Below are 25,269 nucleotides of genomic sequence, written 5' to 3'. Positions count from 1 at the left end.
CCGATGGTTGAGGGCAAGGAAGATACCGGTACACGTGATGCATCGACCGCAGGCCTGATCAAACGCCTGCATGGCTTGCGTGGCTAACGCTGCTTAGTCCTCATCTTCGGGGACGATACGCAATCGATAATAACCTGACGGGCGGTGTCGGCCATAGCTGACGCCGCTCTTTTCAAAAGTCAGCTTTCCTTCGGCGCAAAGTTGGTCTGCAACTTGATGGACGCGTGGCATAAGACCCCGCCAATAGGACCCGAATGACTTTGCGACCTCGGACGGGCAGATCGTCTTCTCCACACCGCGTTGTGTTGCCATATCAACCATCCGCTGGCGCAGGATGGCATAGGTCGGCTGGTCTTCGTCTTTCTGATCAAACATCATGACACCTGGCTTTGCTGATCCACTTGCGGAGCCTGCTTTCGGTGCCGTCGGCATCGTTCGGAGCAATATTGAACTGCGTGCCAGCAGTTCTTCCATTTGCGCCGCCAGTTAAACGGGCGCGCACATGTCACGCAGGTTTTCTGTGGCAGGTTTGACTTGCCATGGGTGTGTCCGTTGGCATTTTTCGGCATTCCGAAGTGCTCATCTTTTGCGATTATCCCAGCAGCGTTTCGATCATCGAATGGGCAGCGGATCGACCACTGCGCCAGGCGGCCTCAACCCGTGCACCAAGGCACCAGTCGCCGGCGGCAATCACCCGGCCGTTCATGCCGTTAAGGTGGCTCATGCCAAGGGGGACTTCTGTGCGGGCATAACGCCAGCGGTGTGCTTGTACCGAATGTAGTTCGGGCAATTTGACGCCGCTTGCAGTGCGCAAGGCTTCGAGCAGCTTTTCGATCACGCGCTCTTTGTCATCTTCAAGATGTGCGTGCGACCATTCCGGGCTGGCATGCAGGACCCATGCGTCGGGGGTGCGACGATGCAGCGCATCGTTACTTTGGCTGCTGCGTGCCGCCCAGCTGATTTCTGCACTTGGATACAGCATCGCATCAAATCCGGTCGGAAGCGGCTTTTTGAACGCTGCCATCACCGCCCAGCAGGGCGCCATGACGACCTCGTCAATCGGGCCAAAGCGCGGAGCAAGCGGACGCAACAGATCAGCGGTTTGCGGGGCAGGTGCTGTGACAATCACACCGTCGAACGGTCCAAACGACCCATCAAGGTCGTCATGAAGCATGAAGTTGCGCTGATTTACAGGTTCAATACCGATAATGCGGTGTTGTTTTTGAATCGGAAAGGTATCAACCAGCGGACGGATCAGTTTGTTCATTTGCGGTGCGCCCTGATACCATTGCTCTTCTGCAAGGTTGCCGACATGGCGGGCGATTGGCGACAGGGTATCGTTGGTTCCCGTCGCTGCAGTTCCTGTGGCACCACTGCCCCGATGCAGATTGGGGGACCAGTTCTGTGCAACTTTGAATTCGGTTGCTTCCTGAAGAAACGCATTAAAGCCCGGATCGCGCGCTGTGACGTATTGCGCACCGTGGTTGAAATGGCCGAACTCTGTACGGCGCGATGCCAAACGACCACCAAGTCCGCGGCTTTTCTCGAAAACGGTGACGTTGACGCCAATTCGATGCAGGGTGTTGGCGGCTTTGAGGCCGGCCATTCCGGCACCAATAATGGCAATATTGACGTTCGACATCCGAGGCATGTTTGGCTCCTGTCTGATCCGGACCGCTTTTGACTTTGTTTATGTTATTTGCATACGGATCCCGCGTCGGTTTGGAGCACAGTGAACGGCGATAAAATGGAAAACCGCGCCCATTTGTTTGCAATTGATCGTCAATTGGTAAAATGGTTCAAACCGCTGGCGATATCGACTAAACTCCGGCCACGGTCAGGGACATGGCCGATGAAAATCAGGGGAGTTCGGGACACTGACGACGCGACGTGAACCACATATTCTGGTCGTTGATGACGACCAGGAAATCCAGAAGCTTTTGAAAAAGTTCCTGTTACAGCACGGTTTTCGCATTACCACCGTCTCGGACGGTAATGAGATGCACCGCGCGCTGCGTGACTGGAAAATTGATCTGGTCATTCTCGATATCATGCTGCCGGGCGAGGACGGCTTTGCGCTGTGCCGTGATGTCCGGCGCACCTCCAAGGTGCCGATTGTCATGCTGACTGCGGTTGGCGAGGATACTGACCGTATTCTGGGCCTTGAACTTGGCGCAGATGATTATCTGACCAAGCCGTTCAATCCGCGTGAATTGCTGGCGCGCATTCGGGCTGTTTTCCGTCGCTTTGAAACCGGTACGGTCGCGCCGTCCGATAACGAGGTTACCCCGGCGCACAAGATCATTTTTGGCGAATGGACGCTTGATATCGGGTCGCGCGAGCTTCGCGATGCCGACAATGTTGCGGTACACCTTTCGACCGGCGAGTTTTCGTTGCTTCTGGCGTTGGTCAAGAACAACAAGCGCGCGCTATCGCGTGAACAGCTTGTTGATATTGTCCGCGGCCAAAGCTCGCTTCCGTTTGATCGCAGCATCGATATTCAAATCAGTCGCCTGCGCCGCAAGATCGAAAAAGATGCCAAGAACCCGAAACTGATCAAGACAGTGCGCGGCATCGGCTATCAATTCTGCGCCGACACCCAGACGCTTTAGGGCCTGATCCAACCCATGGCCGATACGTTCGCAAAATTCAGCAACTATTTGCGCCGCTATAAGCCGCGCACGCTGGGCGGGCGTATCTTTCTTCTGATGATGCTGGGCGGGCTGATCATTGCCGTGCTCAGCGCGTTGGCGTCCTATTACGTCATCGAGCGTGATGAACGCATTGGCCGCGCCTATACGCTGGGCTTTACCATTCGTGAGTTGGTGCGGATCGCCGAAAACCCGGAATTTGAAGAGAACATCGTCGATATCGCGGCACGTGATGGCATGACGCTGCGCATTCTTCCGCCCGATGATGTCGGGACGCTGTTGCTGTTTTCGAGGCCCGCACAGCACATCGCCATGCCTGCGCGTCTGGCGAACACAGGGTGGCCGACCTCGGTCAAGGTGCATTTCGAACGCGGGCGGCTGAGCTCCGAACAGCGCGCCACCATTGAGGCCACTGAAAACCCCAGCCTGTTCTTTGCCGAATTGTCGCGTGAAATTGCCCGACTGGGGCTTGAGGCACAGGTCGAAATCCTGATGCCGTCTGGCAAACGCATCCTCGTTCGACATGATGAGCTTTGGGCGAACTATGCATCGCCGTCGCTTGTCTTCCTGATGTTCCTTATGGGGGTGGCCGCAGTCCTCGTGGTGTTTGCCGGCCTTGCAGACCTTCTGGCCGGGCCGTTCAAGCGCCTGACACGCGCGATTATCGATCATGGCGATGAGGTCAGCGGCCCGCCCGTTGAGGAACGCGGCCCGACAGAGGCCCGGTCAATGGCCGCGGCCTACAACGATCTGCGCGAACGCATTTCAAGGATGCTGGGGGACCGGACCCGGATGCTGGCCGCGATTTCGCACGATCTGCGCACACCAAGCACGCGTCTGCGCCTGCGTGCCGAATTCATTGAAAATGATGAGCTGCGTGAAACCGTGCTGCGTGATCTTGATGAAATGGACAGTCTTTTGAATGACGCGCTCGATTTCCTCGGTGACTGGATCGCCAAGGAGGAAGAGCGTACGGTGGATTTCGTCTCCGTGCTTGAAGCCATCTGTGATGACTATGCCGATCTTGGCCGCCCGGTGAGCTTTGCCGGGCCACAGCCCTTGCAGTTCAGCTCTGTCCATACTGTGTTTGGCGGTGGCGATGATGCCCATAGCTTCGATGGTAAACGCAGCATCCGGTTGTCGTGTCGTCCGGGTACGTTGAAGCGCGCCTTTACCAACCTGATTGAAAACGCCCTGAAATATGGCCATCGCGCCAATGTCAGCCTTGAAGCCACGGCAGACACTGTTCTGGTTACCATCCGAGATGAAGGGCCCGGTATCCCGGTCGAACATCAGGACAAGGTATTCCTGCCATTCTATCGTGTTGAAGGATCAAGGGCGCGGAGCACAGGGGGTAGTGGTCTTGGGCTGTCTATCGTGAAAACGGTGATTGATGCCCATGACGGGCGCATCGAGCTGCGCAATATGCCGGGTAAAGGGCTTGAAGTTATCGTGTCCCTGCCGCGCAGGGTTTAGGCAGCTGCGGCACAGGGCAGGGCCCAAAAAGAAGAATGGCGGGTGGCCCCCAGAACCACCCGCCAGTCAGATCAGATCCGCAACTCGGTATCCGGGTCAAACAGACTGATCTGAGACATGTCGGCCGAGAACGTCATGCTCTCGCCCGGTGTTGGTGCGCGGTCCGGACGGACACGTGCGACGATTTCCTTACCAGCGATTTCGATCACGGTCATGGTGTCGGCACCGGTCGGTTCGATCACTTCAACCTTGCTGTCGAAATTGACATACTGGCTGCCCGGTTCATCCGAACCGGTACGCTTGTGTGTCAGGGCTTCGGGGCGGATGCCAAAGACAACATCCTTGCCGACATAGCCATGATAGCTTTCCGGTGCCTCAAACAGCGGCAGAACAATCGGATCACTGCCGCGCGGAATTGTCACGGCCAGCTTGCCGTTGTCTTCGCTCAGCGTCGCATTGATGAAGTTCATCGAGGGCGAGCCAATGAAGCCGGCAACAAACATGTTGTTCGGACGCTCATAGATATTCTGCGGCGTATCGAACTGCTGCAGGATACCGTCCTTCATGACCGCGATGCGTGATGCCAAAGTCATGGCTTCAATCTGATCGTGGGTGACATACACAATGGTCGAGCCAAGACGCTGATGCAGCTTCTTGATCTCGGTGCGCATGTCGACACGCAGTTTCGCATCCAGGTTGGAAAGCGGTTCGTCAAACAGGAAGATATCCGGATCACGGACAAGCGCGCGGCCCATGGCGACACGCTGACGCTGACCACCCGAAAGCTGGGATGGTTTACGATCCAGAAGCGGCTCAATCTGGAGCAGTTTGGCAACATCGGCCACGGCCTTGTCGCGTTCCTGATTGGAAACGCCACGGATTTCGAGGCCAAAGGTGATGTTCTTGCGCACCGTCATGTTCGGGTAAAGCGCATAGGACTGGAACACCATGGCGATGTTACGGTCTTTGGGATGCACGTCGTTGATAACGCGATCCCCGATGCGGATTTCCCCGTCGGTGGATGTTTCCAGACCTGCAATCAGGTTCAGAAGGGTCGATTTGCCGCAACCGGACGGACCGACTAGGACGAGAAACTCGCCATCGTCGATCGCCAGATTGATTTCCTTGAGAACTTCAACAGGGCCAAACGCCTTGCGAACTTTATCGAGGGTGAGTGATGCCATTTGCTTATCCCTTCACCGAACCGGCGGTCAGGCCGCGGACGAAGTATTTGCCTGCCAAAACATAAACCAGCAACGTCGGAAGGCCGGTCAGCAGGGCTGCTGCCATATCAACGTTGTACTGTTTCACGCCGGTCGTGGTGTTGACGATATTGTTGAGTGCGACGGTCATCGGTGCGTTTGCGCCAGAAGCAAACGAGGCACCGAACAGGAAGTCGTTCCAGATCTGGGTGAACTGCCAGATGACCGAAACCACGATGATCGGGGTCGAGATCGGCAGAATAATGCGCCAGAAAATGGTGAAGAACCCGGCACCGTCAATGGTGGCTGCCTTGACCAGTTCGTCCGGGATCGAAACATAGTAGTTCCGGAAGAACAGGGTGGTAAAGCACAGGCCGTAAACCACGTGGACCAGAACAAGGCCCGGGGTGGAGCTGGCAAGACCAAGTTTGCCAAGAACCTGTGACATCGGCAGCAGAACGACCTGGAACGGAATGAAGCAACCAAACAGCAGCAGGGCAAAGACGATGTTTGCACCCTTGAACCGCCACTTGGTCAGCGCATACCCGTTGATCGCACCAAGGAAGGTCGAAATCAGAACGGCGGGGATCGCCATTTTGACCGAGTTCCAGAAATAGATTTTGATCCCGGTACATTCGACACCAACGCAGGCTTCGTTCCATGCATAGTTCCATGCATCAAACGTCACCACGCGCGGCAGCGAAATCAGCGACCCTTCACGAATTTCGTCAAGCGATTTCAACGACGTCGAAATCATGACGATCAGCGGGAAAAGGTAATAGGCTGCAAACAGGATCAGAACGAGATAAAGCAACCCGCGCAGAACTGTGTGTTTCCAGCCTGCGTCGTGGCTGTAGGTCTGAATATCAGCCATTTTTCTTGCCTCCGCGCAGTTCGGAATACAGATACGGCACAATGATCGCCATAACGGTCGCCAGCATCATCATGGCACTGGCCGCACCGACACCAAGCTGGTTACGCTGGAAGGCCATCGTGTACATGAAGGTTGCCGGAAGATCGGATGAATAGCCCGGGCCACCGCCAGTAAGCGCAATGACAAGGTCAAAGCTTTTGACAGCAAGGTGGGCCAGAACGACGATCGCACTCAGGAAAACCGGGCGGATCGACGGGATGATGATACCGAAATAGATCCGGGGCAGGCTGGCACCGTCCATATAGGCTGCGCGAATGATGTCCTGATCGACGCCGCGCAATGCCGCAAGGAACATTGCCATCACAAAGCCGGATGCTTGCCAGACTGCAGCGATCACAACCGTGTAGATCGCCATGTCCGAATTGACCAGCCAGTCGAACTTGAAGCTCGTCCAGCCGAGGTCATGCATCATGCTTTCGAGGCCAAGGCCCGGATTAAGAAGCCATTTCCAGACAGTACCTGTCACGATGAAGGACAGGGCCATCGGATAAAGGAAGATCGTGCGAAGCGCACCTTCGGCGCGAATACGCTGATCAAGAAGAACTGCCAGAAGGCACCCGATGAACAGGCAGGTCACAATAAACAGACCGCCAAAGATCAACAGGTTTTCAATGGCAACATGCCAGCGTTCCATCTGCCACAGGCGTTCATACTGTCGCAGCCCGGCCCAATCCCAGACGGGAAGCATGCGCGACTTCGAAAACGCCATATAGCCGGTCCACAGGATGAACCCGTAGACGAAAAACAGGGACGCAGCAAAGGACGGCGCAACAACGATCTTTGAGAGATGTCTCTGAATGCTGGCCATCAGGTTGCTTTCGGTGCTTTGAGAAGCCCCCATAACCTTTGCCTCAAACGTTAAATTACTGGGAAACAGGCCCCGGAAAATCCGGGGCCTGCAAGGTGCTCATATTTCAGATTGTTCTGATCAGATGAGATTAGTCTTTGGCCAGTTCAACAGCTTCGACCAGACGCGAGACAGCTTCGTCAGACGACATGTCGGAGTTGAAGTGGGCGGTCACGACGTCAACGATCGCACCTGAAAGGTGGCCGCGAAGCGCCATGCCATGTGCCATGGACGGCAGGAACCCGCCAGCTTCCTGTGCTGCCTCAAGGTCAGCTTCGGATTTCTTGGCGCAATCGTCGAACTTCTCAAGCGATACGCCCGAACGTGCCGGGATCGAACCTTTGAGCAGGTTGAAGGTTTCCTGGAACTTCTCGCCAACAATCAGTTCGGCAAGCAGTTTCTGGCCTTCGACCTTGTCATCACCCGAAACGTTGAACATTGCAAAGCTGTCAACGTTGAACAGGTAGCCGTTCTCTGACGGGGTTGCTGCACAGATGAAGTCTTTGCCCGGTACTTTGCCAGCAGCAAGGAATTCGCCTTTTGCCCAGTCACCCATGATCTGCATGGCGGCTTCGCCATTCATGACCATTGCGGTTGCAAGGTTCCAGTCACGACCCGGGAAGTCGGCATCGACATAACCGCGGATTTTGCGCATCTGGTCAAACACCGCTTTCATGGTGTCGGAGTTCAGCGCGTCCTCGTCGAGGTCAATCAGGGCGCTCTGGAAGAATTCCGGGCCGCCAAGACCAAGAACGACGGTTTCAAAGACGGTTGCGTCCTGCCACGGCTGACCACCATGTGCGACCGGCGTAATGCCAGCAGCCTGCAGTTTGTCGGCAACAGCGTTGAATTCGTCCCAGGTGGTCGGTGCGGATTCGACACCAACTTTTGCCAGAAGGGTCGGGTTTGCCCAGATCCAGTCAACGCGGTGTACGTTTACAGGAACAGCAACATAGTCACCTTCGTATTTCATAACGTCCTGGATCGCAGCCGGGATCACATCGTCCCAACCTTCAGCAGCAGCAACGTCATTCAGTTCAGCAAGGGCACCCTGTTCGGCCCATTCCTGAATGGCCGGGCCTTTAAGCTGAACAGCAGCCGGTGCATCGCCCGACAGAACGCGCGAACGCAGAACGGTCATGGCTGCATCGCCAGCACCACCAGCGACCGGGCTATCAACCCAGGTGCCGCCGTTGGCTTCAAAATCTTCTTTAAGGGATGCGACAGCTTTTGCTTCGCCGCCCGAAGTCCACCAGTGCAGAACTTCAGCGGTCGGCTCGGCATGAGCAAAGCTTGCAGTCGCGAGTGCAGAAAACGCCACACCAGTGGCGAGGATGGTTTTGCGCAGATACATCTAGGTTTCCTCCCTGGCTTTTAACCATTTGCAGCGACAACATGCTGCGAGAGGGGGCACAATGCATCCACAAAACTGTAACAGGGCGTTTCCAGATTGCGAACTGAAACAAACTGTTACAAAATTAGCAATATACAACCAAATTATATTGCAGGGCAGCAAAAACAATTAGGGCGTTTGTGTGCATTAAAGCTGTGACGTTGTGGAATGAATACGTCAAATTCCGTCGCGATTGCTGCGCGCTCAAAAAGGGAATAAGACCCGGATATGTGGAATAATGCGCCTGTTATCGACTGGATAGCCAAAGAAGGCCGGTTTCTTGAGGATCCGAATGCCTTCTTTGACGGATTGATGAAACAGCTCAATACCAACGGCTTTCACATTGCCCGCATGCGCTGCTCGATGCAGGCCCTTCATCCGCAAGTTGCCGTCTGGTCCTTTACCTGGGATCGTGAACATGGTGCGCATCTGTGGGAGGCTTCCCACGGTATTCATGAAAGCGGATCCTATATCGGAAGTCCGGTTGAGGATGTGAACCTGCATGGTGGCCCGGTCCGCATTCATCTGGCAAAGGTCAATCCAGCTGATCATCACCCGCTGGTCGGGGAGCTGATCGAGATGGGGCTCACAGACTATTACTGTACCCGGGTTCGGTTCAGTGGCGGGCGCTGGTGTGTGCTGACCATCGCAACGGATCAGCCTGACGGTTTCGATGATGGCGAAATCAACTGCTTCGACGGGTTGCTTGACCATATCGGTGTGGTGCTTGAACTCCATGTCACCAAACGCATCGAACATTCACTGCTGGATACCTATTTGGGGGAGCGTACCGGGGCGCGGGTCATGCATGGTCATATTCGCCGTGGCGACGGTGAAACCATTCGCGCCGCCCTGTGGTTCAGTGACGTGCGCGATTTTACCGTTCTGACCGAAACCCTCTCGGTCGAGCAACTCCTTGATAGCCTCAATGTCTATTTCGAAACGGTCGAACGCGCCGTGCGCCCCCATGGCGGGGAGATTTTGCGGTTTGTTGGTGATGCCATGCTGATTGTCTTTGCCCAAGAGAACGATCAATCGGCTGAAACCGTTTGTGAAAATGCCCTGCGTGCGGCGGAGGCTGCCCTAAGCGATCTTGGCAAAGTCAATGAAGACCGGTCAAAGGCCGGTTTGCCATCGCTGCGTTTTGGTGTCGGGCTGCATTACGGTGAAGTGGTTTATGGAAATGTCGGTGGAACGCACAGACTTGATTTTACCGTGATGGGGGTGGCGGTTAACCGTACCGCCCGGCTTGAAAGCCTTACCAAACAGATCGGGACCCCGTTATTGATGTCCGATGTGCTGGCAAGCCATATCACGGCCCCAACGGTCTGTTGCGGGGACTTTGCAGTCAAGGGCGTTGCCGCGCCGCTGACCGTACATGCCCTTGAATCTGCATTGCCGTTTTCGAATGAAGACAAGATTTAAGGTAGCATCCGGGAGGGTGTTTTCCTCCGTGGTGTATTCAGAATGGTGCGTCGCACCATTTATTTTGAGCGCAATTCAATTCAAAATATCGGATTAAATCGGGTTATCAGCCACGGATTGTTGGTGATGATTGGTTGAGCGGCGTCTACCTGTGAATAATTGGCACAGATGATATGCATTTTTTGGAGGTTGAGGATCAAGCCCGATTTAGACATATTGCAACGCGAAGCAAGCCAGTGAATGCGCCAGACAGTTGGGGATCATCCCCAAGGCGGCATTCGAATTTGTAACCCAAGGAGGTTCAACATGTTCCTGTCCAGTATTCTTGTTGCTGTTCGCCGTTGGGCCTATGCACGCTCGGTTGCCAACGAACTTTATGGTCTTGATAAGCGCGATCTTGATGATGTCGGGATTTCCCAGTGGCAGATCAAAGACGTTGCCCGTAAAGCGGCTCGTGACGCGATTGCATAACGCTCGCCCCATATAGGCACCCGTTAATCGGGGTTGCCAATGCTAAAGCCGGACACAAGTCCGGCTTTTTGTGTTTCTGGGGTAGCTTCCGGGCCAAACCAATCCGGACAAAGTCACGCAGCGTATGGAAGCAATGTTCTTGTGATTGCGAGTTCCGTTTGCATGCCGCTGTTTTGTTTCCGCATTTTAAGTCTGTCCACCACAGCTGATGCAAACGTTGTCGTTGGGTGGTGCTGATGGGCAAACCAATCACAGTTGTCTGGTTAAAGCGTGACCTGCGCCTGCATGATCATGCGGCGCTGAATGCGGCAATCGCGAACGGATATCCTGTTGTGTTGCTTTATGTCGTAGAGCCCGACTACTGGTGCTTACCAGACACATCGGCACGGCATTGGCAGTTTATCCGCGCGTCCCTGCATGAACTGGCGTCTGATGCCCGTGCGCTTGGTCAATCGCTTACCGTGCGGGTTGGCAATGTTGTTGATGTCTTGGCCGGGCTCGCCGACAAATTCCATATCCGTGCCATTCATGCACATGCAGAAACCGGCAACCTATGGACGTTCAAACGTGATCAAGCGGTGGCGGAATGGGCGCGCCATCAGGGCATTGCATTCCATGAACATCGTCAGTTTGCCGTAATCCGTGGCAGGCTTGATCGCGATCACTGGCATAGGGCATGGCAGGCGTTTTTTGCCAGCCCACCGACCGGGCAGGTGCTGTTTCAAACACCTGCTGTTGATCTTGACCCCGGCACAATTCCCGAAAATCCGGCGGCACATTTGTCCGCATCTTGCAATGATCCGCAGGTTGGTGGACGCCTTGCGGGAATGCAGTTGCTTGACAGTTTCCTTGGCTGTCGCGGGCAGCGATATCACCGCGAAATGTCATCGCCCCGAACCGCGTTTGAAAGCTGTTCTCGGCTAAGCCCCCATATTGCCTATGGCACAGTATCCTTGCGCGAAATCATTCATGCCGTGCGTGAAAGGCGGCACGATATCCATGCCATGCCTGCAACGGATCGCCCCAAAGGTTTCCTTTCGGCGCTAAACGCATATGAAAGCCGGCTGCACTGGCATTGTCATTTCGTCCAGAAGCTTGAAACCACACCGGGGATCGAGATCGAAAACCTGCACCCGGCCTATGACGGGTTGCGTCCAGATAACTCCGATGATCCGGGACTTCTGGCGTGGAAAGCAGGCAAAACCGGATTTCCGTTTATTGATGCCTGCATGCGCGCTCTTGATCACACCGGCTGGATCAATTTCAGAATGCGCGCGATGCTGTCTGCCTTTGTCAGCTATCAGCTTTGGCAACACTGGCGCGAACCCGCGTTGCATCTTGCACGGCAATTTGTCGATTATGAACCGGGCATTCATTACCCGCAAATTCAAATGCAATCAGGCACGACCGGGATCAACACGCCACGCATCTATAACCCGGTCAAACAATCCAATGATCAGGACCACGATGGTGCGTTTATTCGGCGTTGGGTTCCGGAGCTGCGCGACGTTTCGGACGCCTTTATTCACGAACCCTGGCGTCTTGCCCCGATTGAACAGATTGATTTGGGCGTTGAGATCGGAAAGCATTACCCGGCGCCGATTGTCGATCATATGGCTGCCGCCCGACATGCCCGCACCAACATCTGGGCCATTCGCAAAAATGATGATTTCCGCGATCAGGCACAGCAAATCGTCAAACTGCACGGCAGCCGAACGTTTAAACAGAAACGACCACCGGCCGGGCGCGATAAATCCGATCAACAGATCACGTTTGATTTCTGATCGTTAGAAAAGGCTGCCTTGTTTGGATCCGGTATCAAACTTGCCATCATCAAGTTTGCTTAAAAACGCGTCGGCCTGTGCGATCAGATCGCGCTTTTTGTCGTCCTTCATGCGGGCCCAGTTGCGGTATGGCATGCCAAGGCGCGGATTATTGCCAAGCTTGTCGACATTGCGATCCATGAAATGCCAGTAAAGCGCATTAAACGGGCAGGCATCCTTGCCGGTATTGTTGCGCGGGTTGTACTGGCAGTCCTTGCAGTAATCCGACATGCGGTCGATGTATTTGCCACTGGCGGCATAGGGTTTTGATGCCATCTTGCCGCCATCGGCATAAAGCGCCATGCCAAAGGTGTTGGGAAGTTCAACCCATTCGAACGCGTCGATATAGACCGCCAGATACCAGTCGCAGACCTCTTTGGGGTCAAGTCCGGCCAGCAGGGAAAAATTGCCAATCACCATCAAACGCTGAATGTGGTGGGCATAGGCATTTTCAAGCGTTTCACCAATCGCCTGCTTCAGGCAATTCATCGGTACATCGCCATCCCAGAAAAATCCGGGCAGGGGGCGTTTGGCATCAAAATGATTGCCGCTGCCGTAATCCGGGCCAAGATACCAGTAAAGCCCCCGGACATATTCCCGCCAGCCAAGGATCTGGCGAATAAACCCCTCAACCGCATTAAGCGGTGCCTGGTCATCATGATAGGCCTTCTCGGCCGCCCGGCAGACTTCATCAGGCAACAAAAGCCCGGTATTAAGGCATGGGCTGATCAGGGAATGATACAGGGTGGCACTTTTGACCGTCATCGCATCCTGGTAATCGCCAAAATACGCCAAGCGATGCTTGATGAAATGATCCAGTGCCGCAAGCGCATCCTTGCGCGTTACCGGCCAGCCGAATGACGCAACATCGCCCAGCGCATCGGGAAAATCATCGCAAACGCAATCAAGCAAGTCCTGCGTGATCTTGTCGGGCGCAAAGGTCTTTGGCGTTGGTGGGGTCACATCATCGGGCAGGCGTTTACGGTTGTCGTGATCAAAGTTCCACTGTCCGCCAACCGGCTTGCCATCGGGTTCCATCAGGATGCCGGTATCGCGCCGCAAACCGCGATAGAAATACTCCATTCGAAGTTCCTTGCGGTCCTTGGCAAAATCGTCGAACGCTGAAAGCCGGGCAAAGAAGCGGTCATCGGCGCGCATTTCAACCGATATATCAAGGTCTTCAGACCATTTATCAATTTCATGTTTGACCCGCCATTCACCGGGCTCGGTGATAATGACTTCTTCGATGTCGTGTTCGGACATCGCCGCCTTCAGCGCCTCGGTGAAAGAAGTTGTCGGCCGGTCCTGATAATCGAAGTAATCAACATAGAAGCCCTGATCGCGCAGCTCGGCTGCGAAATGGCGCATCGCCGACAGGATCATAACGATTTTTTGGCGATGATGAGGAACATAGGTTGCCTCGTCACGCGGCTCGGCCATGACGATCAAATCTCGGTCAGGTTTGGCGTCACTCAGGCTCGATAATCCGGGGGTGAGCTGATCACCAAGAATGAAACGAATGCTTTGAAAACTGGGCTTCATGGTTTGCTTCAATTGTTTGCACGGTCGATACGAGTCGTACGCAAACAGACAGGCATAGGATCGCAAAAAAGCGCAACTCTATCGAAGCGATTTTCATTCTCAGGAAAATCCGTGCGAATGATTTTTAGTCATTCAGACCAGCTAGGAAAATTCGGAAAAATCGGCTAAATTATTGATAATGGTAATCAAAGGCGTGTTTTTTCCTTGAACCGGGGCCAGCGGGTTCCCACTATCTGCTTAGCCCAACCATCAGGAGAGCCAAAATGAAGGGTGATCCCAAGATCATCACGTACCTTAATCGCATTCTGACCAATCAGTTGACTGCGATTAACCAGTATTTCCTGCATGCCAGAATGCTGCGGGACTGGGGCGTGGAAGAAATGGGCGAGTATGAGTACAAGCTCTCGATCAAGGAAATGAAACGCGCCGACGACACAATCGAGCGTATTCTGTTTCTTGAAGGTCTTCCCAACCTCCAGAACCTTAACAAGCTGATGATCGGCGAAAATGTCGAAGAGATCATCAGCTGTGACATGAAGTTTGAGTTGGCGTCTCTGCCGCTTCTGCGCGAAGCCATCACAGCCTGCGAAAAGGCCGAGGACTTTGTGACGCGCGATCTGCTTGTGAAATTCCTGGAAGAACAGGAAGAGCACGTTGATTGGCTTGAGACCGAAGAATGGCAACTCGAAAATGTCGGGATTGCAAACTTTATCCAGAGCCGTTCAGGCGACGGCGACTAATCAGATCAGGAGTATTACGCCATGAAGGGTAGTAAAAAGGTCCTCGCCGCGCTGAACAAACAGCTTACTGCCGAACTGTCGGCGGCCGACCAGTATAACACACATGCCGAAATGTACGCCGATTGGGGTCTGCATTCGCTGTATGAACGCATGCATCACGAAAAGGATGAAGAACTCGAACACGCCAAGCGTCTGATCGAGCGTATCCTGTTCCTTGAAGGCGTGCCGGATACCGCATCGCGCGAACCGATCAAGATCGGCAAAACCGTGCCCGAGATGATGAAAAACGATCTCGAACACGAATATCATGTGATCAACCTTCTGAAAAAGGCGATCAAGATCGCCGAGGCAGAGGATGATTTTCAGACACGTCAGATGCTGGTTGAGCTGCTTGATGACAGCGAAGAAGATCATGCGTATTGGCTGGAACAGCAGATTCGCCTGATCGACATGATGGGCCTGCCGAACTACATCCAGTTCCGTGCAGCCGGGGAACCCAGCCCGGAAGGCTGATCATCGGCCAGCAAACAATTTTCAGAAAGCCCCGGCAATGTCCGGGGCTTTCTTTTTGTTATCAGAGTGTTGGCCCTGCATTTTTATATGCCGCTTTTTTTGTCTTGACCTTCCAGTTGCTGGAAAGTCTATCGTGCCCCATATCTTGTAGTAATCCCTTTTTGAGGTGCGTGATATGGATCGCCGAACAGACGAGTATGATACCGCAGCAGGCGGTGGGGCATCCGTGCAGCCGACTGCCAATACCAGCGAAGTGAACCTTGAGATCGAAGGCATGACCTGTGCAAACTGTGCAGGCCGCGTTGAAAAGGCCATTGCTGGTCTTGATGGTGTTTCTGATGTCACCGTAAACTTTGCGCTCAACAGTGCAACTGTGCACTTTGACGACAGCAAGCTTGATACATCCAAAATCGCCGAGGCGGTCGCGGACTCAGGCTATAGCGTCGCCACCCATCAGCTTTCCTTTGATGTCGATGGCATGACATGCGCGAACTGTGCTTTGCGGGTTGAAAAGGCACTGTCCGCAGTACCGGGTGTCACCGACGCCAGTGTCAATTTCGCGCTGGAACGTGCTGATATCTCGGCTCTATCGGGCAAGGTCAACGATGCCATCGCGATCAAGGCGATCGAGGATGCCGGGTATCACGCAACGTCACGCAATAAATCCGGATCCGAAGATCGTGATGCAGACGAGGCCGCGCGCAACGAAAAGAAGCAGGACAAATCCCTGATCCTTCTCGCGGTATCGGCATTGCTGACCGCACCACTGGTTTTGCAGATGGTCTGGATGAACCTTGGTGTGTCCTACCACCTGCCGGCATGGGTTGAGCTTGTGCTTGCGACACCGGTTCAGTTTTATATCGGTGCACGTTTCTACAAGGGCGCGTTTGCCGCTCTTCGCCATCGCAGCGCCAATATGGATGTGCTGGTCGCGCTTGGGACATCGGCGGCCTATTTCCTCAGTCTTTATAACATGTTTACCGCCAATGCCGGGCAAACCCATCTGTATTTCGAGGCTTCGGCTGCGATCATCACCCTGATCCTTGCCGGTAAAATCATGGAAGAGCGCGCCAAACGCGGTGCATCGGCTGCCATCCGTGAATTGATGGCGCTCCGTCCGCGCCGGGCACGCAAGTTGGTCGACGGCGAAGGTGAACAGGATGTCGCCGTCGAAAGCCTGTCAGTTGGTGATATCGTCCGGGTGTTGCCTGGTGAACGCGTGCCGGTCGATGGCAAGGTTCATGCTGGTGAAAGTGAACTTGATGAAAGCCTGATCACAGGCGAAACCCGGCCCGTGGCGCGTGTCAGTGGCGATACTGTAGTTGGTGGTGCGGTGAATGGAACCGGGCGTCTTGATATCGAAGTCAGTGCGGTTGGCGATGATACGACGCTGTCGCGCATCATTCGCCTGGTTGAAAAGGCGCAGACCGGCAAGGCCCCGGTTCAGAAGCTTGTCGACCGGGTATCGGCCGTGTTCGTGCCGATTGTGGTTGTCATTGCATTGCTGACTTTGGCCGCGTGGTTATTTACCGGCTTTGGCGCAGAGGCATCCATCGTTGCCGCCGTATCGGTGCTGGTGATTGCATGTCCTTGTGCGCTTGGTCTGGCGACGCCGACTGCGCTGGTGGCCGGGACGGGCAGTGCAGCGCGCAATGGTATCCTGATCCGCAATTTCGAGGCGCTGGAGCAGGCCCACAACGTTGATACCGTCATCTTTGACAAAACGGGTACCCTGACCGAAGGCACACCGACGGTGCGCGATGTTGAACCGGCATCCGGTGTGGATCGCAATGAGTTGCTTCGACTTGTCGCTGCCGTTCAGGCGGCCAGTGAACATCCCCTGGCGCGTGCGGTTGTCTCGCTTGCAAAGGATGAAGGCGTATCAGTGCCTGATATCCATAACTTCAAGGGCAAAACCGGTGCCGGTGTCATGGCCGATGTCGAAAAACACAAGATCGCCATTGGCAGCGAAGCCTTGCTGACTGATCTTGATATCGCTGGTCCGTCGCGGGATATGGCAAAGGACGTCAAGAAACACGAAGGCGAAGGCAGAACCGTTATTCTGGTCGCGATCGATGGCACTTTTGCCGGTTACCTGACCCTTGAGGATCGCATCCGCGAAGGTGCCAAACAGGCGATTGCTGATCTGAAGGCACGCGGTATTTCATCGATCATGTTGTCGGGCGACAGTCAGGATGTCGCAAGCCACGTGGCGCGCGAACTTGGCCTGGAACGCGGCGAAGGTCGTATTCGCCCGCAGGACAAGGCGCGTGAAGTCGAAAAACTCCGCAAGGAAGGCCGTCATGTTGCCATGGTTGGTGACGGGATCAATGATGCGCCTGCACTTGCGGCTGCCGATGTCGGTATTGCCATGGGTGGTGGTACTGATGTGGCCATGGAAACGGCAGGCATTACGCTGATGCGGTCTGACCCGGCATTGGTATCGGCCGCGATTGATATTTCCATCGCCACGCGGCGCAAAATCGCCCAGAACCTGTTTTGGGCCTTTGCCTATAACGTGGTCGGGGTGCCGCTGGCGGCCCTCGGTGTGCTTAGCCCGGCAATTGCCGGTGCGGCGATGGCATTAAGCTCCGTCTCGGTGGTGGGCAACTCGCTGACCCTGCGCCGCTGGAATGCAAAGGGTGGGAGTAAGTCATGAATATTTCCGATGCCGCCGCTGACAGCGGCCTTCCGGCCAAAACCATCCGCTATTACGAGGATATCGGGTTGGTTTCGCCGGGCAGGCTTGCCAACGGGTACCGCGACTATGACGAGGATGATCTCCACAAGTTGCGCTTTTTGCAGCGTGCCCGTGGGCTTGGTTTCTCCGTCGAGGATTGCCGCGTGTTGCTGTCGTTGTACGAGGATCGCAACCGCGCGTCCGCCGACGTAAAGAAAATCGCCAAGACCCATTTGATCGAGATCGAACGCAAAATTGCCGAGCTCCAGAGCCTGCGAGACACGTTGTCCGATCTTGTTCAGTCCTGTCATGGCGATGACCGTCCGAACTGCCCGATTATCAACGATCTGGCGCGCTAAGCTGCGCGAACAAGAGAGAGCAAAAAATGAAAAACAAAGGCGTTATAGCCCTTGGCGCGGTGGTGGGTGCGGCAGTTATTTATGGTGTCGTGACCTTCTTTGGCTCAGGGGCCAGCACTGACAAGAATGTTGAACTGCGCCCTGATGACCTCAAGGTGGTTGCCTTGGGCAAGAAGGTGTATGACGCCAATTGTGCGTCTTGCCACGGGGTGAAGCTTGAAGGTGAAGAAAACTGGCGTGAACGCGGCCCAGATGGCTTGTTGCCAGCACCACCACATGACGAAACCGGTCATACCTGGCATCATCCCGATGCGTTGCTTTTTGCCCTGACGAAATACGGCCCTGCCGCGATGGCAGGGGATGGTTACAAGTCAGCCATGCCAGCTTATGAGGATGTGCTAAGTGATGCGGAAATCATTGCCAGCCTGTCTTACATAAAAAGTCGCTGGCCCAAAGAAGTCGTAGAACGTCACGACCAGATTAATCAGTCTGCGGCACAGTGATGCCCCAAAAAAACAAAAAGACCCGGCCATGAAACGCGGCGTCGGGTCTTTTTTGCAGACACCACTCTGGTGTTATTGACGTGGTAAGGTAATTCGAACCGTTGTGCCTTTGCCAAGGTCGCTTTCGATGCTCAACCGTCCTCCGTGAAGTTCGACCAGGAGCTTGGCAAGTGGCAGGCCAAGGCCGGTACCCACACTTTCCTTCACCCCGGATGGATGGAGCTGGGAAAACCGCGCAAGTGCACGTGGGATGTCATTCGGGCTCATGCCTACACCGTTGTCTTCGACGGCAAAGGTTACGTCTTCATCGGTTGTGGTCAGGCCAAGGCGAATTTTGCCATGCTCGGGCGTGAATTTTGCCGCGTTGCTCAGGATATTGATCAGGATCTGTTTGAGCTTGAGCTTGTCACACAGCATCGACACCGGTTCATCGGGCAGATCAAACTGCAATTCATGTCCACGCCGCGAAAGGTCATCACCCACAAGGCGTGCGGCATCGCGCATGACCGAGCAAAGATCGGATTCTTCAAGCTGCAATGTCATCGAACCGGCCGACAATTTGGAAACGTCGAGCACGTTATTGACCAGTTCAAGCAGGTGTTTGCCAGCCTCATAGACGTCGCGCCCGCAATCGCGGTAGCCATCGGACAGGTCGCCAAGCACGCCATGGGCGATGAGTTCCGAGTTGCCGATGATCGCATTAAGCGGTGTGCGCAATTCATGGCCCATATTGGCGATAAAGTCCGATTTTGACGCGTTGGCATCGGCCTGATTGCGGTTTTGTTCCATCAATGTGCGTTCGGCCTGTTTCTGACGGTCATTTTCAAGAAGCGTCATCAAAACGGCAGTGCGCGTTTCATTGTTTTGGAAATATTCAAGCGGGGCGATGGACAGGTCACAGACGTGGCTTTCCTTTGATGCCCCGACCAGAATGATATCGCCGCGCCATGTCCGGCCCGAAGAAAACACATCTTCGATATCGTTCATCAGACCTTTGGAAATAAAACCGGCCTTGCGTCCGATCATGCGGTCACGCGAAACACCGATCATACGCGCGATGGCCTCGTTGCATTGCATGACGATGCCGTTGCGATCACAAATGACGGCAGCATAGGGCAGGGCGTTCAGGACAACCTGATCTGCCAAAGGCACATCGGTTGTGCCGATTGGAGTATTGCTGGTCATGTCAGCCCGTGATCCCATGATATTCTGGCCGCCGCTAGAAGCGTGCGATACCAAGCCCCGTCAGAGAGATGTCAGGATTTTTGTTGCTGATAAGATCGGCGACTGTTTTTGCCGACCCGCAACTCATTGTCCAACCCAACGTCCCGTGCCCCGTATTGAGGTATAGATTATCATACTTTGTGCCCCCAATAATAGGGGCAGAATCGGGCGTAACAGGCCTTAAACCCGCCCAGAAGCTGATGTTGGAGCGATCACCCGAATTCGGGAATAATTCCAGCGCTTTATCGACAATCAGTTGTTTGCGCCGTTCCGACATACGCAGGTTATAGCCATCCAGTTCCGCCGTTCCTGCAACTCTGAGATGTTCTCCTAGTCGTGAATACACCATCTTTACGCTGTCATCGATCAGCGCGGTTTCGGGGGCGCCTGGATAGCCTGTTGTATCAATACTGATCGAATAGCCTTTGCACGGGTAGATCGGCAATTTGATACCAAGCGGGTTGAGCAACAGTGGGCTGTAACTGCCAAGGCATACCAGAAAGGCATCCGCCGGGATTTCGCCCTTGTCTGTTTGAACGGCGGTGATACGGTCCTGATCACGGATCAGGCCGGTGATCTTGGTGTTGAACTGAAATGACGCGCCCTTGGCGATACAGTTCCTTGTGAGTGCCTCGGTAAACATCTGCGCATCGCCGCTTTCATCATCGGGGGTAAAGCTGCCGCCGATGATCGGGGCCTTGGCATCGCGCAATGCCGGTTCAATGGCAAGGCATTCCTCGGGCGAGACCAGCTTGCGGTTCAGCCCGTATGCCTGCATCTGAACCGTGGCCTTTTCGACGGCATGCATATCCTGTTCATTGCGGCAGATATGCAGAATGCCACGCGTGCTGTGCTTATAGTCGATGTCAATATCATCGCGCAGGGCGCGCAGGCAGTCGCGGCTGTAGATCGCGACGCGAAGCGCCTTCTCCAGATTGATCCGCGCACGTGCATCGGTGCAATTACGCAAGAACCGCAATCCCCACGAAAACAACTGCGGATCAAAACGCATCCTGACCAGAAGCGGTGCTTCTTCGCGGCCAAGCCAGCGTGCTATCTGCTTGGGGGTAGATGCATTCGCCCAAGGGGTCGCGTGACAGGCTGAAATCTGACCACCATTGGCAAAACTCGTTTCCTGCGCACTGGCATGCTGACGATCAACCACTGTGACCTGATGGCCATTTTGCAAAAGATACCAGGCCGCCGTTGTCCCGATGACACCAGCGCCCATAACGACAACATGCATACGGGCAAAGCCTTGCTAAGAGAATTCCTGTGCTGCGTGTCCGTTTGTCAGCCTTTCTGCCAACTATCAGACTTGCGAATTTGGCTGCAATATAGTGGGGTGAATTTTAAATGGCTACAGTCGACTGGACCTGTTTTAAATGGTGCTGGACGCAAAGCGCCCAGGACGGGATCACGACAGGCATGACGGGGTGAAATGTTTGAAATCCTGACAACCGATCAGATGTATGAGGCAGACCGCCGCACAATAGAAGGCGGTATTGCCGGTGATGTCCTGATGCAAAATGCCGGGCGTACCGTGTTTGAGGAAATCATTCGTCACTGGTCGCCCCGATCCGTTTCGGTTTTGTGTGGACCGGGCAATAACGGCGGGGACGGCTTTGTGATTGCCAGGCTGCTGCGTGACGAGGGCTGGTCCGTGCGTTTGGGGCTTATGGGGGACATTTCAGATCTCAAGGGCGACGCGGCCCTGCATGCCGCAAGGTGGGAGGGCGCGACAGAACGCTTGTCGCCCGCACTTGTTGTCGGTGCCGATCTTGTCGTCGACTGCATCTTTGGTGCTGGCCTTGCGCGCGCCATCACGGGCGATCTGGCGGAACTTGTCACAACCATCAATTCAAGCCAATGCAGCGTTGTGTCGGTTGATGTGCCATCGGGAGTTGATGGCAATACCGGTGCTGTTCTGGGTGTTGGTGTCAAGGCCGACCTGACGGTGACCTTTTGCCGGGCAAAGCCGGGGCATTACCTTTTGCCTGGTCGCTTGATGTGTGGCGAACTTGCTATCCGTGATATCGGGATTACCGATCAGACGGTCCTTGATATTGCGCCCGCCTGTTGGCGCAATGACCCGGTTTTGTGGCGTGCCGGAATCCATTGGCCGGGGCTTGAGGGGCACAAATACCATCGCGGTCATCTTCTGGCCTTTGGTGGCAGTACCATGACCGGCGCCACCCGCCTTGTTGCCCGTGCGGCGCGCCGGTCCGGCGTTGGTCTGTTGACCGTTGTGGCAGAGGCCGGGGTACTTCCTGTTTACGCGTCCGATGCGCCGGGCAATATGACAGCACCGATGTCTGCGGTGGATAATTTGGTCAATGATTGTCGCCATAACGCCTTTGTCATCGGGCCGGGTTTTGGTGTGGGCGATGATACCCGTGCTCTGGTGCTCAAGCTTTTGCATTTGTGTCGTGCGACGGTGCTGGATGCCGATGCGCTGACTAGTTTTTCCGAAGATCCATCCACGCTGTGCTTCGCCGTGCAAGGACCGACTGTCCTGACACCGCATGAAGGCGAATTTGCCCGACTGTTCCCTGATATCACCGGGGATAAGCTTTGTCGGGCGCGTGCAGCCGCCAAGCGATGCGGTGCGACGGTTCTGATCAAGGGGGCCGATACGGTGATTGCAGCACCTGACGGCCGTGCCGCCATCAGTGCGGCGGATGTCCCGTGGCTGGCAACAGCCGGATCGGGTGATGTCTTGTCTGGAATTATCGGCGGGTTGATGGCGCAGGGCATGGATAGCTTCGATGCCGCTTGTATGGGTGTCTGGCTGCATGCCAGAAGCGGTGCGGATATCGGTCCCGGCCTGATTGCCGAGGATATCCCCGAACATCTTCCGGATGTTTTGCGCGAACTTTGGCTGGCGTCACGCAAGAAGGGCTAGGGTCGGTTGGACAAGAAGTCACCCTCGACGCTAGCACTTGATCCAAAATGACCCGATATAAAAACGGTATGGCGTGATGTCTTGGGCACCACGCACTGAGGAAACGGTTTGATTTTCTTCTGATATCGGAGTGGGGGACAAGCATGTCTCAGACATTTCTTGACAGAACGCTGGATAATCTGCGCGGCGCTTGGCGTGATCTGCGTGACAGCCCCGTGGTGCGCGGCCTTGGTTTTGATGACAGCCAGACCCGCCATGATCGCTGGCGCGAACAGATTGCTGATTGTCTGGCAAGACGTGGTGGGGCGGTATCCGCACGGGCACGCGCGGCCGCCCTTGGTCATGATTTCCTGCGCCTTGATGACAAGGGAAAACGTGAATTCCTGCATCTTCTGGTAAATGAATTTGGCGTCGACCGGGATCGCGTCGCAGCGGTGATGTCCGACTGGACCGCGGCTGATGATCTGGCAGAACAAGCCTTGCTCGAAACCGAACTGCGCGCGGCACTGGTGCCGCCATTTCGCTCAATCCTCAAGGAATTCAATTCCTTGCCGCAGGGCGTGAAGTTTCTGGTTGATCTGCGTGCTGATCTTCTGCGCTGGCGCAAGGAAGCGCCGGGTCTTGCCATTCTTGAACGTGATCTGAAAACACTCCTGGCAAGCTGGTTTGATATCGGCTTTCTGGAACTGAGCCGCATCACATGGAATTCACCAGCAGCCCTTTTGGAAAAACTGATCGCCTATGAAGCGGTTCACGCCATTCAAAGCTGGGATGATCTGAAACGGCGTCTGGCATCCGATCGGCGGTGTTTTGCCTTCTTTCATCCCGGTATGCCCGACGAGCCGCTTATTTTTGTCGAAGTCGCGCTTGTGAACGGCATTGCTGGCAATGTGGACGCTCTGATCGAAAGCAGCGAAGATGATCTGGGCGTTGATGAAAAGGCGCCTAAGGCCGACACCGCAATTTTCTATTCGATCTCGAATGCACAGGCCGGACTTGCCGGCATCAGTTTTGGTGATTTCCTGATCAAGCGGGTGGTCGCTGAATTGCAACGCGATCTGCCGCAACTCAAACAATTCTCCACTCTGTCTCCCATTCCGGCTCTGCGCAGCTGGATGGATCGCCAGCTTGATACAATGGCCAAGGGCCAGGAAACCGGAATGCCCAAGGCAATAGAGGCCGCACTCAACGATTGTGACGATCTGATGGGGCCCAAACCCTCTGCAACCAGCCCTGATGGCGTTTCAGAGCGCACACGGGCCAATATCGAATTCCTGACGGCTTGGTACTTGCTGAACGCAAAGCGTCCCGGGATGGATACAGCCTTTGACCCGGTCGCGCATTTCCATCTTAGCAACGGAGCGCGGGTCGAACGGCTGAACTGGAACGGCAATGGCAAGGAAAACGGCTGGAACCAGTCATTCGGGATGATGGTGAACTATCTCTATGACCTTTCGACCATCGAAAAAAATCACGAAAGTTATGTCGGGCAGGGCAAGATTGCGGTGTCCAGTGCGGTCAAACGGCATCTGCGTTGAAGAAGTCTATATCCAAAATCGCTTGATTACCCTCGTTTGAGGGCCTGTTTGACGGTTATTTTCGACAAGATTGCAATTGTCGAAAAGGCGATGCTTGCATGAGCGGATCGAAGTTTGTATTAAGGCGCACTCATTCCGGTCTGGCCGGAGTGATTTCTATGCTTGTGTGCGGGTGTGGCGGAACTGGTAGACGCGCTGGATTTAGGTTCCAGTGGAGCAATCCGTGGGGGTTCGAGTCCCTTCACCCGTACCATAAGCATGGTGGCCAAAAGCAGGCCGAGAATTTGATCGGGTTATATATTCGTTTAGTCATATTGACTTTCTGACGTCCGGACTGCGTCGCGTAACGGACATTATTCGAACCAAGCAAAAGAGTTATCTATGCAGGTTACTGAAACCAAAAACGAAGGCCTGGCGCGCGAGTTCAAAGTCGTCGTGCCCGCCGCACATATCGAAGAAAAAGTCGTCGCCAAGCTTGACGAGATCAAGGATCAGGTTCGCCTGCCGGGCTTCCGTCCAGGCAAAATCCCGGCAAAACTGCTGCGCCAGCGTTATGGCCAGGCAGTCATGGGTGAAGTCCTTGAAGCTGCGGTGAACGAAAACACCGGCAAGGTTCTGAACGACAATGACCTGCGCCCGGCTGTTCAGCCGAAGATCGAAGTCACCAAATTCGACGAAGGTGGTGATCTGGAATTCGACATCGCTGTCGAAATCATTCCGGTCATCGAAGCGATGGACTTCAAAAAGCTGAACCTGACCCGTGAAGTTGTTGAACTTGACGACAGCAAGGTAACCGAAACCCTCGAGCGCATTGCATCTGCACAGGGCAGCACCGAGCCGCTCAAGCGCAAGCGCAAGTCCAAGGCCGGTGACGTTGTTGTCATCGACTTCCTGGGTAAAATCGACGGTGAAGCATTCGAAGGCGGTAAAGCCGAAGATTACGAACTCGAACTCGGTTCAGGTTCCTTCATCGAAGGTTTCGAAGATCAGCTGACCGGTGTGAACGCTGGTGACGAACTCGTCGTCAAAGTGAAATTCCCGGA

The 25,269-nt window shown here is 54.8% G+C and carries 23 protein-coding genes and 1 tRNA gene; 14 read left to right on the top strand and 10 right to left on the bottom strand.

Features of this window, described 5'->3' with window-relative positions:
- Positions 1–93: 93 nt before the first annotated feature.
- From B2R48_RS02510 to B2R48_RS02500, 3 genes are read right to left on the bottom strand one after another with little or no spacing between them, the layout of a single operon-like run.
- The gene (locus B2R48_RS02510; RefSeq protein WP_296997405.1) at positions 94–375 is read right to left on the bottom strand and encodes a DUF3253 domain-containing protein; all 282 of its coding nucleotides are present in this window, start codon (positions 373–375) and stop codon (positions 94–96) included.
- A complete protein-coding gene (locus B2R48_RS02505; RefSeq protein WP_296997402.1) occupies positions 375–569 on the bottom strand; it encodes a DUF2256 domain-containing protein in 195 nt (64 codons plus the stop codon). Before B2R48_RS02505 ends, B2R48_RS02510 begins: the two co-directional genes overlap by 1 nt.
- 23 nt (positions 570–592) lie before the next feature.
- On the bottom strand, positions 593–1,651 hold the full coding sequence (locus B2R48_RS02500) for an NAD(P)/FAD-dependent oxidoreductase (RefSeq protein ID WP_296997398.1): 1,059 nt from the start codon (positions 1,649–1,651) through the stop codon (positions 593–595).
- Between the two features lie 226 nt (positions 1,652–1,877).
- Between B2R48_RS02500 and B2R48_RS02495 the strand changes: the two genes are divergently transcribed.
- Both B2R48_RS02495 and B2R48_RS02490 read left to right on the top strand, forming a co-directional pair.
- Complete coding sequence (locus B2R48_RS02495) at positions 1,878–2,612, top strand: response regulator (protein WP_062954505.1); 735 nt, start codon at positions 1,878–1,880, stop codon at positions 2,610–2,612.
- Between the two features lie 15 nt (positions 2,613–2,627).
- The gene (locus B2R48_RS02490; protein WP_296997395.1) at positions 2,628–4,127 is read left to right on the top strand and encodes an ATP-binding protein; all 1,500 of its coding nucleotides are present in this window, start codon (positions 2,628–2,630) and stop codon (positions 4,125–4,127) included.
- A gap of 71 nt (positions 4,128–4,198) precedes the next feature.
- Here B2R48_RS02490 and B2R48_RS02485 read toward each other — a convergent pair whose 3' ends face one another.
- The 4 genes from B2R48_RS02485 to B2R48_RS02470 form a co-directional block, all read right to left on the bottom strand.
- Entirely contained in the window at positions 4,199–5,311 is a 1,113-nt protein-coding gene (locus B2R48_RS02485; RefSeq protein WP_213473330.1) for an ABC transporter ATP-binding protein, read from the bottom strand.
- Between the two features lie 4 nt (positions 5,312–5,315).
- A complete protein-coding gene (locus B2R48_RS02480; protein ID WP_062954512.1) occupies positions 5,316–6,203 on the bottom strand; it encodes a carbohydrate ABC transporter permease in 888 nt (295 codons plus the stop codon).
- Complete coding sequence (locus B2R48_RS02475) at positions 6,196–7,104, bottom strand: carbohydrate ABC transporter permease (protein ID WP_062954514.1); 909 nt, start codon at positions 7,102–7,104, stop codon at positions 6,196–6,198. Before B2R48_RS02475 ends, B2R48_RS02480 begins: the two co-directional genes overlap by 8 nt.
- A 97-nt stretch (positions 7,105–7,201) precedes the next feature.
- Positions 7,202–8,464 carry an ABC transporter substrate-binding protein gene (locus B2R48_RS02470; RefSeq protein ID WP_062954516.1) on the bottom strand — a complete coding sequence of 421 codons (1,263 nt, stop codon included), beginning with the start codon at positions 8,462–8,464 and terminating at the stop codon, positions 7,202–7,204.
- A gap of 267 nt (positions 8,465–8,731) precedes the next feature.
- Here B2R48_RS02470 and B2R48_RS02465 point away from each other — a divergent pair, with 267 nt between their 5' ends.
- From B2R48_RS02465 to B2R48_RS02455, 3 genes are all read left to right on the top strand, one after another.
- Positions 8,732–9,928 carry an adenylate/guanylate cyclase domain-containing protein gene (locus B2R48_RS02465; protein ID WP_296997384.1) on the top strand — a complete coding sequence of 399 codons (1,197 nt, stop codon included), beginning with the start codon at positions 8,732–8,734 and terminating at the stop codon, positions 9,926–9,928.
- A gap of 306 nt (positions 9,929–10,234) precedes the next feature.
- Positions 10,235–10,399: a DUF1127 domain-containing protein gene (locus B2R48_RS02460; protein ID WP_008891829.1), complete on the top strand. Its 165-nt coding sequence runs from the start codon at positions 10,235–10,237 to the stop codon at positions 10,397–10,399.
- Between the two features lie 236 nt (positions 10,400–10,635).
- Entirely contained in the window at positions 10,636–12,183 is a 1,548-nt protein-coding gene (locus B2R48_RS02455) for an FAD-binding domain-containing protein (protein WP_296997381.1), read from the top strand.
- A 3-nt stretch (positions 12,184–12,186) separates the two neighbouring features.
- Here B2R48_RS02455 and B2R48_RS02450 read toward each other — a convergent pair whose 3' ends face one another.
- Entirely contained in the window at positions 12,187–13,764 is a 1,578-nt protein-coding gene (locus B2R48_RS02450; RefSeq protein ID WP_296997378.1) for a cryptochrome/photolyase family protein, read from the bottom strand.
- Between the two features lie 263 nt (positions 13,765–14,027).
- On the opposite strand from B2R48_RS02450, the gene bfr (B2R48_RS02445) reads away from it, so the two are divergent.
- From bfr (B2R48_RS02445) to B2R48_RS02425, 5 genes are all read left to right on the top strand, one after another.
- Positions 14,028–14,504 (top strand): bacterioferritin, encoded by a 477-nt coding sequence (gene bfr, locus B2R48_RS02445; RefSeq protein WP_062954524.1) that lies wholly within the window; start codon positions 14,028–14,030, stop codon positions 14,502–14,504.
- Between the two features lie 21 nt (positions 14,505–14,525).
- A complete protein-coding gene (bfr, locus tag B2R48_RS02440) occupies positions 14,526–15,017 on the top strand; it encodes a bacterioferritin (RefSeq protein WP_062954526.1) in 492 nt (163 codons plus the stop codon).
- Positions 15,018–15,192: 175 nt separating this feature from the next.
- Positions 15,193–17,676, top strand: a complete 2,484-nt coding sequence (locus B2R48_RS02435) for a heavy metal translocating P-type ATPase (protein WP_296997373.1) — start codon at positions 15,193–15,195, stop codon at positions 17,674–17,676.
- Positions 17,673–18,056: a Cu(I)-responsive transcriptional regulator gene (cueR, locus tag B2R48_RS02430; RefSeq protein ID WP_296997370.1), complete on the top strand. Its 384-nt coding sequence runs from the start codon at positions 17,673–17,675 to the stop codon at positions 18,054–18,056. Before B2R48_RS02435 ends, cueR begins: the two co-directional genes overlap by 4 nt.
- 26 nt (positions 18,057–18,082) lie before the next feature.
- The gene (locus B2R48_RS02425) at positions 18,083–18,559 is read left to right on the top strand and encodes a c-type cytochrome (RefSeq protein WP_296997367.1); all 477 of its coding nucleotides are present in this window, start codon (positions 18,083–18,085) and stop codon (positions 18,557–18,559) included.
- A gap of 72 nt (positions 18,560–18,631) precedes the next feature.
- Here the strand turns inward: B2R48_RS02425 and B2R48_RS02420 are convergent, their stop codons facing one another.
- Both B2R48_RS02420 and B2R48_RS02415 read right to left on the bottom strand, forming a co-directional pair.
- Positions 18,632–19,744, bottom strand: a complete 1,113-nt coding sequence (locus B2R48_RS02420; RefSeq protein ID WP_062955237.1) for a PAS domain-containing sensor histidine kinase — start codon at positions 19,742–19,744, stop codon at positions 18,632–18,634.
- Between the two features lie 34 nt (positions 19,745–19,778).
- Positions 19,779–21,029, bottom strand: coding sequence for a D-amino acid dehydrogenase (locus B2R48_RS02415; protein WP_296997362.1), 1,251 nt, complete (start codon positions 21,027–21,029; stop codon positions 19,779–19,781).
- Between the two features lie 195 nt (positions 21,030–21,224).
- Here B2R48_RS02415 and B2R48_RS02410 point away from each other — a divergent pair, with 195 nt between their 5' ends.
- The 4 genes from B2R48_RS02410 to tig all read left to right on the top strand — a co-directional run.
- Positions 21,225–22,688 (top strand): NAD(P)H-hydrate dehydratase, encoded by a 1,464-nt coding sequence (locus B2R48_RS02410; protein ID WP_296997360.1) that lies wholly within the window; start codon positions 21,225–21,227, stop codon positions 22,686–22,688.
- Between the two features lie 143 nt (positions 22,689–22,831).
- Complete coding sequence (locus tag B2R48_RS02405; RefSeq protein WP_296997357.1) at positions 22,832–24,226, top strand: malonyl-CoA decarboxylase; 1,395 nt, start codon at positions 22,832–22,834, stop codon at positions 24,224–24,226.
- A 168-nt stretch (positions 24,227–24,394) separates the two neighbouring features.
- Positions 24,395–24,479, top strand: a tRNA-Leu gene (locus tag B2R48_RS02400).
- 128 nt (positions 24,480–24,607) lie between these two features.
- A partial coding sequence (gene tig, locus B2R48_RS02395; RefSeq protein ID WP_296997354.1) for a trigger factor occupies positions 24,608–25,269 on the top strand: 662 nt, incomplete at its 3' end.

The organism is Thalassospira sp. UBA848 (genome assembly GCF_002295455.1).
In the GTDB taxonomy this organism is placed as follows: domain Bacteria; phylum Pseudomonadota; class Alphaproteobacteria; order Rhodospirillales; family Thalassospiraceae; genus Thalassospira.
This window is presented reverse-complemented; position numbering and strand designations above follow the sequence as displayed.